The sequence below is a fragment of the Limnoraphis robusta CS-951 genome, from assembly GCF_000972705.2.
Map to the genome: position 1 here is coordinate 1 of NZ_LATL02000005.1, position 15,692 is coordinate 15,692.

Below are 15,692 nucleotides of genomic sequence, written 5' to 3' on the forward strand. Positions count from 1 at the left end.
TTTGTACCGATGAAATGAAACTCCGTCAAGTTTTAATTAATCTGTTGAGTAATGCTGTAAAATTTACAAAACAAGGATCTATTACTCTGCGAGTTTTTGTAGCATCCGAAAGTTCTGATCCTGTGATGTTAAATTTTGAAGTAGAAGATACAGGGGCTGGCATTGCACCCGAAGAACAAACTCATCTATTTGAAGCATTTAATCAAACAGAAGCCGGACGAAAAATTCAACATGGAACTGGACTGGGTTTAACTATCTGTCGAGAATTTGTGCAGTTAATGGGGGGTAAGATAAGCCTAGACAGTCAACAGAATGTCGGGAGTATATTTAGATTTAATATTGCTGCTAAAACCCTTAAATTACCTTCAAAAACATCGCCTTTGAAAATCGATAAAATTATCGGTTTAGCACCCGAACAACCTGCTTACCGCCTGTTAGTTGTTGATGATAATTCGGCTAACCGTCGATTATTAGTTCAACTCCTCACCCCTCTAGGGTTTGCTGTACAAGAAGCCGAAAACGGGGCTGAAGCGATTACCCTTTGGCAACAATGGCAGCCTGATTTAATCTGGATGGACTTACGAATGCCTGTATTAGATGGTTATCAAGCAACAAGACAAATTCGCCAGCAAGAACAGTTTCAAAATGTAACAAATTCAGTTATAATTATTGCAATCTCTGCCAATCAATTGCCAGAAGATCACCAAACCCTCGGCTTTAATCACTTTATCCATAAACCCTTTGAAGAGTTAGAAATCTTTACAGNGTATTAGATGGTTATCAAGCAACAAGACAAATTCGCCAGCAAGAACAGTTTCAAAATGTAACAAATTCAGTTATAATTATTGCAATCTCTGCCAATCAATTGCCAGAAGATCACCAAACCCTCGGCTTTAATCACTTTATCCATAAACCCTTTGAAGAGTTAGAAATCTTTACAGCCCTACAGCAGCATTTAGGGGTGCAATACAGCTATGCTGAAAGTATCTCAGAACAATGTGAAATAGCTGTCAACACAGATGGTTGGCAAACTGTTGCCAATTTACCTGATCACCTCCTGAAAAAACTTGAGGACGCCCTAATACTCGGCGATCCCCAGATTATTCAGCAAACAATCCAGTCACTAAATAACCCCAATAATCATCTAGCTGAGACTCTAACCTTATGGGCTGATCGGTTTGAGTACAGCCGGATACTAGATTTAATTCGTTCAGTTCGTTAAGAAATAGAAGTATTATGTCTCCAATTCATGATATTCTGATTGTAGATGATAGTCCGGCTGACTTAAACTTATTAATAAACATCTTGTCAACAACAGGATACCGTACCCGCATCGCACCCACAGGAAAGCTCGCTATTCAATCGGCTTTAGCGCATCCGCCTGATTTGATTATGCTGGATATCAAACTTCCTGATCTCGATGGATACACCGTTTGTCAGCAGCTCAAATTAGACGAGAACACTTTTCACATTCCGATTATTTTTTTGAGTGCGCTTGATAGAGTATTAGATAAAGTTAAAGCCTTTGAAGTTGGGGGTGCAGACTATATTACTAAACCCTATGAATCAGAGGAAGTTTTAGCGAGAATAAAGCTTCATCTGGCTCATCAACGACTCCTGCAACAACTCGAAGCCCAAAACCGACAATTACGACAGCAAGAAGAACGTTGGCAATTATTACTTCAAGGAACAGGAGACGGTATTTTTGACTGGAATGTACAAACAGGCGATGTGTTCATGTCAACCCAGCTCAAACAAATGCTGGGTTATACCGATGAGGAGATAGAAAATCGCTTTGAAAGTTTTAAATATCTTCTTCATCCTGATGATAAAGATCAGGTTTTAATGACTCTTGAGCATTATTTTAAACACCAAACTCCTGATTATCAAATTGAATATCGTTTACGCTGCAAAGATAATAGTTATAAATGGATTTTGGCACGGGGACAAGCCATTTGGACTGAAGATGCTACTCCTCTGCGGATGATCGGCTTTCATCAAGATATCAGCGATCGCAAAAATAATGAACTGATTCGTCAACAAATTTCTGATGATTTGCGCCGCAACGAACAGAAATTTAGAGGCGCATTTGATACGATCACCGCCGGAATGTGTTTAGTCTCTTTATTTGGGCAATTGCTCGATGTAAACATTGCCCTGGCTAAAATGTTGGGATATTCTCAGACTGAACTACTATCACTCCAACTCGCTGATTTGATTCATCCTGATGATCAAGGCATCGATCATCAGTTGACAAGGCAAATGTTTGCCCGAGAAATTCCCGGCTATCAGATTGAGAAGCGATTTGTTACCAAAACGGGAGAACTGATTTGGGGCGTGATGAATATTTCACTGATGTATGATACTCAAAAATCCCCTCATTATCTGATTGTTCAGATTGTTAATATTAGCGATCGCAAACGAATTGAAGAAGCCCTCTGTCAAAGTGCAGCTACTCAACGAGCAATTTTAAAAGCAATTCCTGATTTGTTGATCCGTCTGGATCGATACGGAATCTGTATTAGTATTAGTTTTAGCGAAAACATCCGAGAACATCGTTCAGTGCCATACCAGATGTGGAAATCGATCTACAAAACCTTACCTTGTCCTCTGGCTCATCAACAAATGCGGTCTGTTCGCCAAGCGTTAAAAACAGGTGAACGGCAAANGTATTAGTATTAGTTTTAGCGAAAACATCCGAGAACATCGTTCAGTGCCATACCAGATGTGGAAATCGATCTACAAAACCTTACCTTGTCCTCTGGCTCATCAACAAATGCGGTCTGTTCGCCAAGCGTTAAAAACAGGTGAACGGCAAATTTATGAACAAGTGATCAAAGTCAATGGAGAACTGTGCTATGAAGAAATTCGGATTGTTAAACTCAATGATGATGAAGTGTTGATGATGATTCGGGATATTAGCGAACAGCAAGCTGCACTTCGTGATCGCATTCGAGCTGAAAAAGAGTTACAAGAGGCTAATAAAACCTTAGAACTGTTAGCCCATACAGATGGCTTAACTCAAATTGCGAACCGTCGTTATTTTGATGATTATCTCCTGAAAGAATGGCTCCGTTTAGCACGGGAACAACTACCTTTATCGCTAATTTTATTAGACATCGATCACTTCAAAGCTTATAATGATTACTATGGGCATCAAGCAGGTGATCAATGTTTAATTTCAATTGCTCAAGCGATTAAAAGAACTATAAAACGTCCAGCCGATTTAGTCGCCCGTTATGGCGGTGAAGAATTTGTGATTGTTTTACCCATGACGAACCGAGAAGGGGCGATTATTGTTGCTCAACAGATTCAGCAGAGCATTCATGATCTTGCTATTTTTCATCAAAAGTCTGAAGTGAGTAATATTGTGACCATCAGCATGGGAATTAGCAGCACAATTCCCGATTATCAAGCTCAACCTGATGTGTTAATTGCTCAAGCGGACAAACTACTCTACACTGCCAAACAACAGGGACGTAATCAGTATGTTGTCTATACTTGATAGAAGGCCCCTTCCCTTCTTTAGATTACACTGAAATATTAAACCGCAGCACCAACCGTTGCAATTTTGCGGTATTCTTCTACGGCTTTTTGACAAATTTCTGCACAGCTTTGACAATGGGAATTATCATGTTTGGAACATTCTTTAGCACAAGCTTCACAAATTTCTGCACAAGTTCGACACAGTTGAGCAATAAACTTAGAACCTCGACCCATAAAACCTGCTATCGTCCAGCAAATTTGCGAACAGTCGCGACACAAACGAGCGCATTCAGGCATACTTCCAATACATTGATCGGCGCAATGTTCACATTCTAAGGCACATTGAACAGCAATTTCTAGGCTTGATTGATTTATATTTTGAGTCATTCTTTCAATCTCCATCAAAAATTTTTTGCTCTTACTAAGCCCAAGTTACCAAAGTGATAAAATTTTACTCATCTTCCTAAAGACATAAACAGTCACCAGCCTTGTCGGGAGGTGCCTGCGTATTGATGTCTGTCTTTTCAATTACCTTTGTAAACCCGCCCCCCAAACTCACCAGTGTTGTAAGGGCAATGGCCCCTACCAGTCAGCAGTCACCATCTCCCCACCTCCCCATTGCCTTCAACACCCGAAATTTTGCAATATTCAGTTACAAAACTTGCAGAAAAGAAATATTGTATTTTTTAGTTAAGCAGTGGTTAACTCGCGACCAAAAGACTATAAATTATATAGCAGTAGCGAACCTCGATCTCAGACGCATTGAGGATAGAACATTGCCGAGATAGAAGCGATCGCTAAAAATCACCAACATCTTCGATTGGATAGCCTTTTAGTCGATTCTTATCCGTAAGTTCGAGATCAACCGAAAGAAGAATTGACCAAACTCAACGTTTATCCAAGGGTCAAAATGTTGTTCTTTCTACAAATTCAGCCCGAGTAAAAACCTGAAAACATCCTTAAATTTTTAATCTTTCGTCCACAGTTCTGTTTGTAATTCTCACATTTTCATTCATTTGACGAGTACAGGAGACAAGACGATGACAACAAATATCCCTTCAGACAACCGTAATGTCGCTATTGTTGGCCCCTATCTTAGTGGTAAAACCGCACTGCTTGAAAGCATCCTCTACGTTACAGGCGTCACCACCCGTAAAGGCACCGCAAAAGATAATAACCGGGTTGGAGATACAGCGCCCGAGGCCCAAGATCGCAATATGACTGTTGAAGTCAATGCCGCTAGTACCCAGTATGGCGGCATTCGTTTTACATTCCTCGACTGTCCAGGTTCAGTGGAATTTGCCCAAGAAACCTATAACGCCCTGGTTGGGGCAGGGTTAGCGGTGATCGTTTGTGAACCCGATACCAACCGTATTTTAACGCTTTCGCCCCTGTTCAAATTCCTCGATGACTGGGAAATTCCCCATCTGGTTTTCATCAATAAAATGGATCGGGCGTTTACTGATGAAGAAAGCTGCAACAGCAACTACAGCGCACTTCTCGCCGCCCTAAAAAGCGTTTCTTCTCGCCCCATTGTTCCCCATCAATACCCCATCGCCCAAGGTCAAGAATTGGTGGGCTTTATTGATCTTGTTACCGAACAGGCCTATCATTATCATCCGGGTGCGCCTTCTGATCCGGTTGCACTCCCCGATGAACTCTCTGAAGCTGAACACCTCGCCCGTCAAGAGATGTTAGAGGAGTTAGCCAACTTTGATGATCATCTCTTAGAAGAACTCTTAGAAGACATTGAACCGCCCCAAGAAGAAATTGTCAAAGACTTGAAAATGGAACTGGGAGCTGATTTAATTGTTCCTGTGTTTATCGGTGCGGCTGAGGCGGAGTATGGTGTGCGGAGTTTGTTAGATGCGTTAGTACGAGAAGCCCCTGAACCGTTTGTTACCGCCCATCGTCGCGGACTCAAACCCAAGGCGGATCTGCCGATTGCTCAAGTGTTGAAAACCTATTATACCCCTCAAGGTGGTAAACTCTCCTTAGTGCGGGTATGGCAAGGTGAACTCACCGAAGGCATTGTTCTCAACGGCGTGCGGGCGGCGGGTATGTACCGTTTGATGGGTCAACAAACTGAAAGCACCCAGTTAGCGAAAACAGGCGAAATTGTGGCGTTAGCGCGGATGGATACTATTCAAACCGGAGACACCCTCTCAACGGAACCCCAACAGGTGAAAGCCTTACCAAAAGCTGAAGTTTTACCGCCTGTTTTTGCCTTAGCGATCGCTCCACAGCAGCGTAAAGATGAAGTGAAGCTGACGGGTGCTTTAAGTAAAATGTTGGAAGAAGATCCGGCGTTAGCTTGGGAGCAACACGGCGATACTCACGAAGTCATCTTGTGGGGTCAAGGGGAAATTCACATCCAAGTGACGTTAGATCGGCTGCGTCGCAAGTATAATCTAGCGATGACAACCCATTTACCCCGTGTTCCCTACAAAGAAACCATTCGCAAAACCACTCATTCTCACGGACGCTACAAACACCAAAGCGGCGGACACGGACAGTTTGGTGATGTGTATCTCGATATCCAACCGTTAGGACGGGGTGAAGGGTTCAACTTCAACGAAACCGTTGTCGGCGGTGTGGTTCCCAAACAGTATATTCCCGGTGTGGAAACAGGTGTGCGGGAATACCTGCAACAAGGGCCGTTAGGGTTCCCCGTCGTTGATGTGGCGGTAACACTCACAAATGGATCTTATCATGCAGTCGATAGTTCAGAACAGGCCTTTAAACAGGCTGCACGGTTGGCGATGCAGACGGGGATGATGAACTGTGATCCGATTTTACTTGAACCGATCGCTTTAGTGGAAATTTCGGCACCGAATGAGTTTACCTCCCAGATGTTCCAGTTAATTACCGGACGACGCGGACAGGTGTTAAATTATGAGGTGATCACCGGTTGGAAGGGTTGGGATAAAATTACCGCCTATTTGGCGATCTCCGAGATGCAAGATTTGATTGTAGAATTGCGATCGCTGACAATGGGAGTCGGTTATTTTCACTGGAAATATGATCATCTCCAAGAAGTTCCTGAAAAGTTAGCTGAAAAGGTTCTCGCGACTTATGGACATTCTGAAAATGGCAATGGCAACGGCAATGGCAAAGGTTAAATAACTCTATTTTACAGTTTTTGCCTGTAGGGGCGGGTGAGGCAAAAATCCCTCGATCTGACCAACAATTTACATAAACCCGCCCCGGTCTCTGGTCTGGTTTTTGGAGCGATGTTGAACAAATATTCAAGTGAGAACTCAAGTAACCCCAGATAAGCTTCCTCTTCCATTCTACTGAAAATACCCCAAATTGTCAAACTTTTTGATGCCGATTTTAGAGAGCAGTAACTAAGTTGACAATTTACGGTACAAAACGATACTATAAGTATGTTGTAAACCGTGTTCTAGGTGACAAAGTATTTGAAACCAAGAGAAGCTGCGGAGTATCTGGGGGTTAACGTCAGAACGTTAGCCAGATGGGAAAATAAAGGCATTATCCAAGCGATAAAAACCCCATCAGGCCAACGTAGATATGACGTTGAATCCTATACTCAAAGCTTCTTGCCCACGAAACAAACCGTGCTGTATTGTCGAGTATCAAGCCATGCTCAAAAACCCGACTTAAACCGTCAAGTTGCTGCATTGCAAGCTTTGTACCCAGAAGCAAAAACCATTAAAGAAATTGGTGGAGGGTTGAACTTTAAGCGCAAAAAATTACTGGAACTTCTAACTCAAATAATGAAAGGTGAAGTGAATCGAGTAGTTGTTGCTCATAAAGATAGACTTGCTAGATTTGGGTTCGATTTGTTCAACTGGTTGTGTGAACAGAACAACTGTGAGTTGATTGTTCTCAACGAAAAAGAACTTTCCCCCCAAGAAGAAATGGTCGAAGACATTCTAGCAATACTGCACTGTTTTTCTAGTCGATTGTATGGATTGAGAAAATATCAAACTCAAATCAAGAATGACCCAGAACTATGCAACGAGCCTTTCAAACAAAACTCAAACTTAACAACCGTCAAAGAACCTTAAGGGCTGGGACACGCGGGATATTCTAGGTGGGTTTGGAACTGGGCATTAGCAGAAGATTGATTCTTAAGAAGAAGTAATGGCTGGCCAAAGTTCAGTTCCTAATAATAAAGCTTCACTTAAATCAGTTTCTTTTAAGTTAGTTTTCAGCAAATTCACTTTATACAACATTGTTCCTTTGAAGCTAGCCCCTCGCAAGTCTGCTTCACTTAAATCGGTATAAATCAGTTTGGCTTCATTTAAGTTTGCACCGCGTAGATCAGCCCCTTTGAGATTGGTTTTAAACAGTTTAGCTTGCGTTAAGTTAGCGGCTTTTAAATCGGCATAAATGAGTTTGGCACCGGTGAGATCTATCTGAGATAAGTTAGAATTACTTAAGTTAGCAAATAAATGAGCATCTTTAAGATTAGCTCGAGTCAGGTTTGCCCCTTGCAAATTTGCCTGCCATAATAATATACTGGTTAAAATAGCATCCTGTAATTCTGCCCCCGGAAGTTCTACTCCCACAAAACCTCGTTTTCCGGCGGCATAACGTTCGATCAGTTCCTTTGCATTCATGGGGCTGTTGGTGGGATTTTTTTCCTCGTTTGTCATATAAAATTAAAAATGACTGACTGATGATCTATTCTGTTATAACCTGGTATTCCTTCACATTGTATCGGTTTCGGGACTCTTCTCAACTCAAAAAAATAGATGATCCGATTTCGTGAAAAAGTGATAAAATTGATTGGGTTATTTTTATGATTACTCTTCAGTTTTTAGCTCATTTTGTCCGTTGAAGAACTATGACTTCTTTTAACGATTCTCCCTGGAAACAAGACAATATTATTATTCATAGCCAACGTTTGTTAAACAGTTTTAGACATTGGACAGGTCAAACGTTAATTGATGTCAATGGCACCCCAGAAGACATCGCTCAAGCCTTATTTAACGCTCCTTTTGTGTTAGTTTCTCATGGAACAGAAGAAAATCCCATTTTTAACTATGGTAATCGCACCGCTTTAGAATTGTGGGAAATGAGTTGGGAAGAATTGACTCAAACCCCGTCGTATAAAACGGCGATCAACAGTGAAGAAGTAACCAAACGTCAGCAAATGCTTGAACAAGTTAAAACCCAAGGCTACACGAACAATTATAGCGGAATTCGTCAGTCGAAAACTGGAAAAAAGTTTTTTATTTCTAATGGAACGATTTGGAATCTGAGCGATGAAAATTATCAATATTGGGGTCAAGCCGCTACTTTTGATCACTGGCAATTTTTGTGAATTGTTCGGACTAATTACATTAACTTGGCTTTCAACTGTTCTAACTTTTCGGGAGTGAGACTAATTTTAATCTCTAACAACTGCTGAGTATCTCTCAAGAGAATTGTACCATTTTTTCCCACCGCAATCTCTGGATTTTTCACCTCAATGTTCTGATATTTCACTTTAGGCGTTTCTACCCGAATCACAATATTGGCTTGAGATTGAGAATAAATGTATAATTGTTTGTAGAGTGGATCTAACTCCAACTTACTGGCTGTAATACTGCGTTCTTGATCATTTTTCGGCTTATACCAATACAGCGTAATTCCTCGCAATTGAGGATTAACAATCATAAACACTTCATCGAACTTTTGAGACTCCCAATTAATCTGGCTTAAATCTCCATTTTCCGGAATTAAACGCTGCTGCCAATTAATCTCCTGTCCTGCAAGATCAGCCCACCACTGACGAATGGTTTCTAAGTGAGTAGCATTTTCCGGGTTGCTGCTGCCCTGCTGCCAAATAATAGTTGATGTCATAATAACTTTCCAAACCCAGTAACCTATTTCTACTCTAGCCTTTAACCGCAATTATGGATTTACCGATTGTCTATCATTCCGATTATGTCGCCGCTTTACCACCGGGTCATCGTTTCCCGATGTCAAAATTTAGGTTACTCTATCAAATGTTACTGGCTGACGAAGTGATCGAACCCTCTCAAGTTCACATCCCCGAACTTCCGCCCCCAGAATGGATAGAATTAGTCCATGATCGCGATTATGTACAAGCCTATTGTCAGGGAACCCTTGATCCAAAAGCCCAACGTCGCATCGGTTTACCCTGGAGTCCCGCTTTAGCAAACCGGACTTGTATTGCAGTCGCTGGGACGGTTTTAACGGCTAAACTCGCTCTTTCTCATGGACTGGCTTGCAATACCGCCGGAGGCACTCATCACGCCTTCCCCAACTTAGGAACCGGATTCTGCATTTTCAATGATATCGCGATCGCAGCTCGCACGATGCAAAAATTAGGACTAGCGAAAAAAATTTTAATTGTAGATTTAGATGTTCATCAAGGGGATGCGACGGCTTTTATCTTTCAAGATGATCCGAGTGTTTTTACCTTTTCGATGCACTGTCAGGCCAATTTTCCTGCCCGTAAACAAAAAAGTGACTTAGATGTACCGCTTCCGGTGGGGATGGAAGATGAAGCCTATTTGCAAACCTTGGGGAAGTATTTAGAGGATATTTTATCAGAGGTTCAACCGGATCTCGTGTTTTATGATGCTGGTGTAGATACTCATGCCGAAGATCGCTTAGGAAAACTCGCTTTAAGCAATACAGGACTGTGGCGACGAGAAATGCAAGTTCTTAGCACTTGTGTGGGNCTTCCGGTGGGGATGGAAGATGAAGCCTATTTGCAAACCTTGGGGAAGTATTTAGAGGATATTTTATCAGAGGTTCAACCGGATCTCGTGTTTTATGATGCTGGTGTAGATACTCATGCCGAAGATCGCTTAGGAAAACTCGCTTTAAGCAATACAGGACTGTGGCGACGAGAAATGCAAGTTCTTAGCACTTGTGTGGGTTTGGGCTATCCAGTAGCGGGAATTATTGGGGGAGGCTACTGTGATGACATGAGTGCTTTAGTCTATCGTCATTCAATTTTATATCGAGCCGCCGCTCAAGTCTATCGCCAGTATCGATTATAAACAATCAGCAATTGTTAACTTAGAGTCTCGACAAGAATGCGACGGCGTTTTACAATTTGATAGACAAGGTTGATCAATAACGGCGATTCACCCCTTCTCGGTTGAACAGGGGCAGATCAGGGTGTAGAGTTTAGACTGAGAGGGATTAGCCTTTCTCCAGGCTGAGAAGTCGAAAAGAGTAGCTTTTGTAAGAATCAGGGTGTAAAACGCTAAAAAGCGAGTCGTTCCGTCTTTTTTCGGGCTGTTGAATCACAATTGTTCAAAAAGAAAGAAATTAGGAGTCGGCGTTTATTTGACCATGATTCCGACTCCCAATCTCTAGCAAATTGCCAGTTGCCACCAACTAAACTGGACTTAATCCCAACATAGCTCGTAGAGTAAAAAACGTAAAGGCAAAAATTCCTCCCATTAAACCCACAAGGGCGATCGCCGTCAGGGGTTTATCCAAGTATGGCTTCAACTTGTCAAACAGAAAGAAAAATATCCCCAGGGTAAAGGTGATAAAGTAGCGGGGGTAGCGGGAGACGTTCTCGAAAAACTCTTTCATGGGTCGGCTTGATTAATTAAGTTATCTTATATTTTAGGGGTAGGAGTTGTCTGCGGTTTCAACAATACAATTAAAACCGACAATGTGATCCCCTACCCCGGATTTGAGTCGGTTAGACGAAAGTGGTAATCTAGGTAGGCTAGCAATATTGATCAAAGTTGATGCCAGTATGAGTATTTTAATGGAAGTCACGACAAACGTAGCTTATCAAAACTATGTACAATGGGCTTTATGGGGAATTTTAGCTGCGGGATTCCTGGCAGCCACGATTATTGGTTCGATAGCCTGGTATAATTCTAAGCGTCCGGCAGGTTGGGAAGATGCAGATGCTCCCGGTTGGGTTCCGAAAGTCGATGCCGATAAGGATAAACCCGGTCAGTAGACAGTGAACAGTGAACAGTAACCAGTGACCAGCTTTTACAGTTTACAGTGACCAGTGACCAGTGACCGTAGGGGCGGGTTCCGCAGTTATTGATGTCACTGACTGATAACTTATATAAACCCGCCCTCAACAGTGTTCAGGAACCGGGTTTTTACAGTGAACAGTTTATAGTAATGATCAGGGAGCGTGTTTATTTAGCCTCGTAAAACCCTTATCCTACAACACTTTCAATCAACAAACTTACTTAGCTTATTAATTGATTTACTCACTTTTTACTCAATTGAGTTAAGTCTAACTGAATAAGTGAGTAACTGTCCATCAAGCAATTGATAGGATTTTTTAGTCAACTAACACAATACTGCAATCCTGTCAAATCAAACATTTAACCNTACCCTCACTCACTCTGTCAATGTCAAGCCTACGGTGCTACGCAACATTGACATCGTTCGTTTGAGGGTAGTGTCTGTCAGATATCAGGCAAGGTGAAGGGGAAAGTTGTATCTCTCTCACATTTTAGCAACAACGTCCCACCTTCAACTAGACCCCAACGAAAACTTGTCAAGTTGACTTCAAGTTACTCATTGACTAATAGTTTTTCTCCTATTGAATCAATTAATTGATTTAATAGGGAAAAACCTTATCTCTCCCTCCCTACCTTGTCCAGTAGTCTACTTCATCAGTTATGTCTGAATCAGGTACCTGGCTATCTACCCACTTTTTGAACTGCATCCAACCATCACCTCTTTTTTCAGGAGTGTTAATCATACCGTTTATTCGGTTTAACAAACCAATAGAGTCTGTCATTGATTTTTTAGTGTCCTCAGCGAAAGTAGTGGGGTTAATCCTGGTAAATGACTTAGCTCTAATAATTGAAGCTGCTTGTAATAATTCAGTTAAAGTTAATTGAAGATTAGCTTTATCGTCAATTTCAATAACCCTAACCGGAGTTTCTTTTTCACTTAAAACCTCACTCCATTCTTCAGAATCAGTAACAGGATTAAATAATTGTTTAATCTGTTTATTTTTTTCCTTAACTCCGAAACCTAAATAATCGATAATTGCATCATTTTGATACTCTAACCTCATTCCCTGCTCTCTGTTTAATCCCTCTGTTAGTAATGCCTTAAAACACACTTCTAACAATACTTGTTGTTGTTGTAGTACCATCATAATCTCAGCGTATAACTCGCTAAATGCTTCAGCTTGATTGCTTAGAATCACAGGCTCCCCCGATTGATTCCCCGCTTCTAATGGATCGCTATCTTCAATATTTATTACTTGTGGAAATACTCCTGTGGCATCGTCCCACCTACCAAACCACCAAATTAAAAATGATGGGATATTCGGGATGATTGTCGGTTCAGAGTTGTCATCATCTATCAACGATGATGGGACTTCAATAGGTGAGAGATTGTATCCAACATGGTCAAGGATTAATAACAATAACTCTTTCGTTTCTTCGCAGCATTGACTCATATCATCATCTCCATTATTATTGTCACCTTTCTTATTTTTACTCGGTTTACCTGGTGTTTTTCCAGCTCTAGGGGGATTATTTTTACCTTCATTTCCAGTGTTGTTGCTGCCATTGCTGTCATTATCGCATCCTTCATTCCCGGTTGGATTGCAATCATAGCCTGGTTCACAAATTATGGCTGTAACCCAAGCTTTTCCTGACTCTTTAAGATATGTTCCATCTTCGTTGTTTATTTCATTTTTCCACTCCCAAAATTGAGGATAAGTTACAATCTGTGCTTTAAATTCTGCAAAAGTTCCTACAAAGCTGTTGGGTGAAATAGCAACAGGCGGATTATATATTCTATTTGTCTTATTTAAACGAATTTCTGTACTGTCCGAGTAATACNGTTCCATCTTCGTTGTTTATTTCATTTTTCCACTCCCAAAATTGAGGATAAGTTACAATCTGTGCTTTAAATTCTGCAAAAGTTCCTACAAAGCTGTTGGGTGAAATAGCAACAGGCGGATTATATATTCTATTTGTCTTATTTAAACGAATTTCTGTACTGTCCGAGTAATACATCAAAGCCGTACAATCAAAGCTTTCTGTACCCGCAAAACTTTCAACAGTCCGACTTCCTCTTTCATAAAGACCAGTATCATAATTGTAAATATCACCATAAGAACTATGTGAAAATTGATCATTTCTTATCCATAAAAAAGTATGAACTTTACCATCATCAGCACATTCGGGTAATAAGTTCTTAGGTGGGCCTGTACCTCGTTTTCCGTCACTTCCAATACAATGGGGCGGTTTAGGTTCGTCACTACCGCCACCACTATCATCATCGTCGTTACTATTGCAACTAGGATCTTTTGTGATATTAGAACCTGCATATTGACCAAAAATAGTTCGTGTCTCAACGGTGAAACACCCTTCTTTTTTAAAGACAATTTTAATCCCTCCTGGTAAAGATACTTCACCGCCTCCTTCGTCGTTTATTTTGACCCCAGCATCTGCAATTCCAGGAATGCCTACAGATATCCCAAGATTTTTGTCTCTATCAACTGAAATGCTACCTATCCCAACATTAATTCCCCCTCCCTTTATTCCTTTGTCGTCAAACTCTACGAATATAGGCAGTTTTCTAATAACTGGGTTGGTCAAAGAATGTCTGGGAGTATCTTTTTTAAGNCTCCTTCGTCGTTTATTTTGACCCCAGCATCTGCAATTCCAGGAATGCCTACAGATATCCCAAGATTTTTGTCTCTATCAACTGAAATGCTACCTATCCCAACATTAATTCCCCCTCCCTTTATTCCTTTGTCGTCAAACTCTACGAATATAGGCAGTTTTCTAATAACTGGGTTGGTCAAAGAATGTCTGGGAGTATCTTTTTTAAGATTGTATGGGTCTAACCCTTGTTTGGGCTGTTGAATGGGTTGATGTTTTATAGCGCCTAACCCTTGTTCTCTTGACGGCGATTCAATACTATCTCGGTAAGCTTCTCTACGCATTGTTTCGATTTCTTCTCTACTTAATCCAGTGCGTTTACTGATAGCAGTAGTTGTGCTAGAACTCGAAGAAACTCTAACCATTATTTAATACCTTGAACTTCTAGTTTACCTTTGAAAATAAAGCTACCAAATATCGTAAAATAATTATTACTTAATGGGTTAAAGTTAATAGGTTTATACAATTGAAAAGACAGCGTATCTAGCACCGATGGAATGTCAACGCTATTAACCGTTAGATGGGGAGTTATCATATCTAGTTCGTTGTTATTTAAACCAAAATTATAAAAGTTTAATTTATTTATAAGATAATTATTATTTTTAATCTCTAACTCTACTGCATAACCTGTGCTTCTGTTATAATCCTGTTCAAAATTTAGGATATTAACTATCTTATCTAAGCTACTTTGGATTACTGTTGGCGGATTGTCAAGATACTTGTTTGACTTTGGTAAACTTGTTAGCCGATAATTTAATTGCAATTTTTCAACTGCTATTTTTCCCCCTAGTAATTTAATCCCATAATAAAAATTATTATAGTAATCAAGAATTAAGTTTTTATAATTTATTTCAATGGAGTTGGTCTCAACAACCCCATTGTTTATAAAGCTCATTACTGGGACTGATATAGTTACCCCTTCTATGTCGTCAATAATCATTTTAATTATCAATAAATAAAGTAACAGTATAAATCATTGTAGCAGAAACAATATCATTATCATTAAAGTTATTAAGTTTTAAAGTGACATTTTGATTGTTAGCTAATTTGATATTTTCACTAATTACTGTAGATTCTAACCAATTTGTTGACGGCAAGTAAGTCTCAGCTAACAAAACATTGTCAATTTTAAGGTTAATAAAATTTTCAGCAAGCAATTTATGAGCAACTTTGATTTCACATTCAAACATTCTACTACCAGTAACAAAAGCAACCTCGTTATCTAAACCGCTTGTATTGAGAGTGACTAGATTAGTGTTAACAATACTAACTATTTTAGTTCCGTTATATTTTTTTCGGCGAAATTTTTTTCAATGTTTGAATAGACCACCAGCGTTCAATATTAAATATGTTAGGTATCCAGTGTTCTTCTCCCAGAGAGGATTGAAATTCTACAAGAGCATTATTAACACTATGACGAATCTCTATGATTTGCTCCTCAGAATAGTTTTTGCATTTAATATTTCCCAGCCAAACTAAAAAGGGATTGATGTCAAAAGTAAAAGCTTTATATGCGTTTTCAGCCGCAACAAGTGCGGTTGTTGCTGTTCCAGCAAATGGAGCAGTCTTTGAGGTTCGCCAGGGATACAAAAGCAA

Annotated in this window: 15 protein-coding genes and 2 pseudogenes; 10 read left to right on the plus strand and 7 right to left on the minus strand. The window is 40.4% G+C overall.

Annotation, left to right across the window (positions count from 1 at the left end):
• Positions 1-14: 14 nt before the first annotated feature.
• The 3 genes from WN50_RS37235 to WN50_RS00370 all read left to right on the plus strand — a co-directional run.
• Positions 15-765, plus strand: a 751-nt coding sequence (locus tag WN50_RS37235; protein WP_425354769.1) for an ATP-binding protein, incomplete at its 3' end; no start/stop codon positions are given.
• A 471-nt stretch (positions 766-1,236) separates the two neighbouring features.
• The coding region (locus tag WN50_RS37240) for a PAS domain S-box protein (RefSeq protein ID WP_425354768.1) at positions 1,237-2,668 on the plus strand (1,432 nt) is incomplete at its 3' end.
• Between the two features lie 237 nt (positions 2,669-2,905).
• Positions 2,906-3,505 carry a diguanylate cyclase gene (locus WN50_RS00370; RefSeq protein WP_235440784.1) on the plus strand — a complete coding sequence of 200 codons (600 nt, stop codon included), beginning with the start codon at positions 2,906-2,908 and terminating at the stop codon, positions 3,503-3,505.
• Between the two features lie 38 nt (positions 3,506-3,543).
• On the opposite strand, the gene WN50_RS00375 is transcribed toward WN50_RS00370, so the two are convergent.
• A complete protein-coding gene (locus WN50_RS00375) occupies positions 3,544-3,873 on the minus strand; it encodes a four-helix bundle copper-binding protein (protein ID WP_046278066.1) in 330 nt (109 codons plus the stop codon).
• 653 nt (positions 3,874-4,526) lie between these two features.
• Between WN50_RS00375 and WN50_RS00380 the strand changes: the two genes are divergently transcribed.
• The 3 genes from WN50_RS00380 (at position 4,527) to WN50_RS37245 (ending at position 7,580) form a co-directional block, all read left to right on the plus strand.
• Positions 4,527-6,608, plus strand: coding sequence for an elongation factor G (locus tag WN50_RS00380; protein WP_046278061.1), 2,082 nt, complete (start codon positions 4,527-4,529; stop codon positions 6,606-6,608).
• A 288-nt stretch (positions 6,609-6,896) separates the two neighbouring features.
• The gene (locus WN50_RS00385) at positions 6,897-7,520 is read left to right on the plus strand and encodes an IS607 family transposase (RefSeq protein WP_046278629.1); all 624 of its coding nucleotides are present in this window, start codon (positions 6,897-6,899) and stop codon (positions 7,518-7,520) included.
• 3 nt (positions 7,521-7,523) lie between these two features.
• Positions 7,524-7,580 (plus strand): helix-turn-helix domain-containing protein, encoded by a 57-nt coding sequence (locus WN50_RS37245; RefSeq protein ID WP_082172210.1) that lies wholly within the window; start codon positions 7,524-7,526, stop codon positions 7,578-7,580.
• Between the two features lie 3 nt (positions 7,581-7,583).
• Here the strand turns inward: WN50_RS37245 and WN50_RS00390 are convergent, their stop codons facing one another.
• Positions 7,584-8,111, minus strand: coding sequence for a pentapeptide repeat-containing protein (locus WN50_RS00390; RefSeq protein ID WP_046278630.1), 528 nt, complete (start codon positions 8,109-8,111; stop codon positions 7,584-7,586).
• 191 nt (positions 8,112-8,302) lie between these two features.
• Here WN50_RS00390 and WN50_RS00395 point away from each other — a divergent pair, with 191 nt between their 5' ends.
• Complete coding sequence (locus WN50_RS00395; protein ID WP_046278631.1) at positions 8,303-8,782, plus strand: MEKHLA domain-containing protein; 480 nt, start codon at positions 8,303-8,305, stop codon at positions 8,780-8,782.
• 14 nt (positions 8,783-8,796) lie between these two features.
• Here WN50_RS00395 and WN50_RS00400 read toward each other — a convergent pair whose 3' ends face one another.
• Positions 8,797-9,303: a hypothetical protein gene (locus WN50_RS00400; protein WP_046278632.1), complete on the minus strand. Its 507-nt coding sequence runs from the start codon at positions 9,301-9,303 to the stop codon at positions 8,797-8,799.
• A 53-nt stretch (positions 9,304-9,356) separates the two neighbouring features.
• Between WN50_RS00400 and WN50_RS00405 the strand changes: the two genes are divergently transcribed.
• Positions 9,357-10,150 (plus strand): histone deacetylase family protein (locus WN50_RS00405; RefSeq protein WP_235440782.1); only part of this gene is annotated, 794 nt, incomplete at its 3' end.
• Between the two features lies 1 nt (position 10,151).
• Positions 10,152-10,475, plus strand: a pseudogene (locus tag WN50_RS37250) (histone deacetylase); the annotation flags it as partial.
• 343 nt (positions 10,476-10,818) lie between these two features.
• Here WN50_RS37250 and WN50_RS00410 read toward each other — a convergent pair.
• Positions 10,819-11,022 (minus strand): DUF751 family protein, encoded by a 204-nt coding sequence (locus WN50_RS00410; RefSeq protein WP_046278634.1) that lies wholly within the window; start codon positions 11,020-11,022, stop codon positions 10,819-10,821.
• Between the two features lie 148 nt (positions 11,023-11,170).
• Between WN50_RS00410 and psb35 the strand changes: the two genes are divergently transcribed.
• The gene (psb35, locus tag WN50_RS00415) at positions 11,171-11,404 is read left to right on the plus strand and encodes a photosystem II assembly protein Psb35 (RefSeq protein WP_407659748.1); all 234 of its coding nucleotides are present in this window, start codon (positions 11,171-11,173) and stop codon (positions 11,402-11,404) included.
• Between the two features lie 3,056 nt (positions 11,405-14,460).
• Here psb35 and WN50_RS00435 read toward each other — a convergent pair.
• The 3 genes and pseudogenes from WN50_RS00435 to WN50_RS00445 all read right to left on the minus strand — a co-directional run.
• Complete coding sequence (locus WN50_RS00435) at positions 14,461-15,036, minus strand: hypothetical protein (RefSeq protein ID WP_049557332.1); 576 nt, start codon at positions 15,034-15,036, stop codon at positions 14,461-14,463.
• Position 15,037: 1 nt separating this feature from the next.
• On the minus strand, positions 15,038-15,286 hold the full coding sequence (locus WN50_RS00440; protein ID WP_049557335.1) for a hypothetical protein: 249 nt from the start codon (positions 15,284-15,286) through the stop codon (positions 15,038-15,040).
• Positions 15,287-15,380: 94 nt separating this feature from the next.
• A pseudogene (locus tag WN50_RS00445) lies at positions 15,381-15,692 on the minus strand (hypothetical protein); the annotation flags it as partial.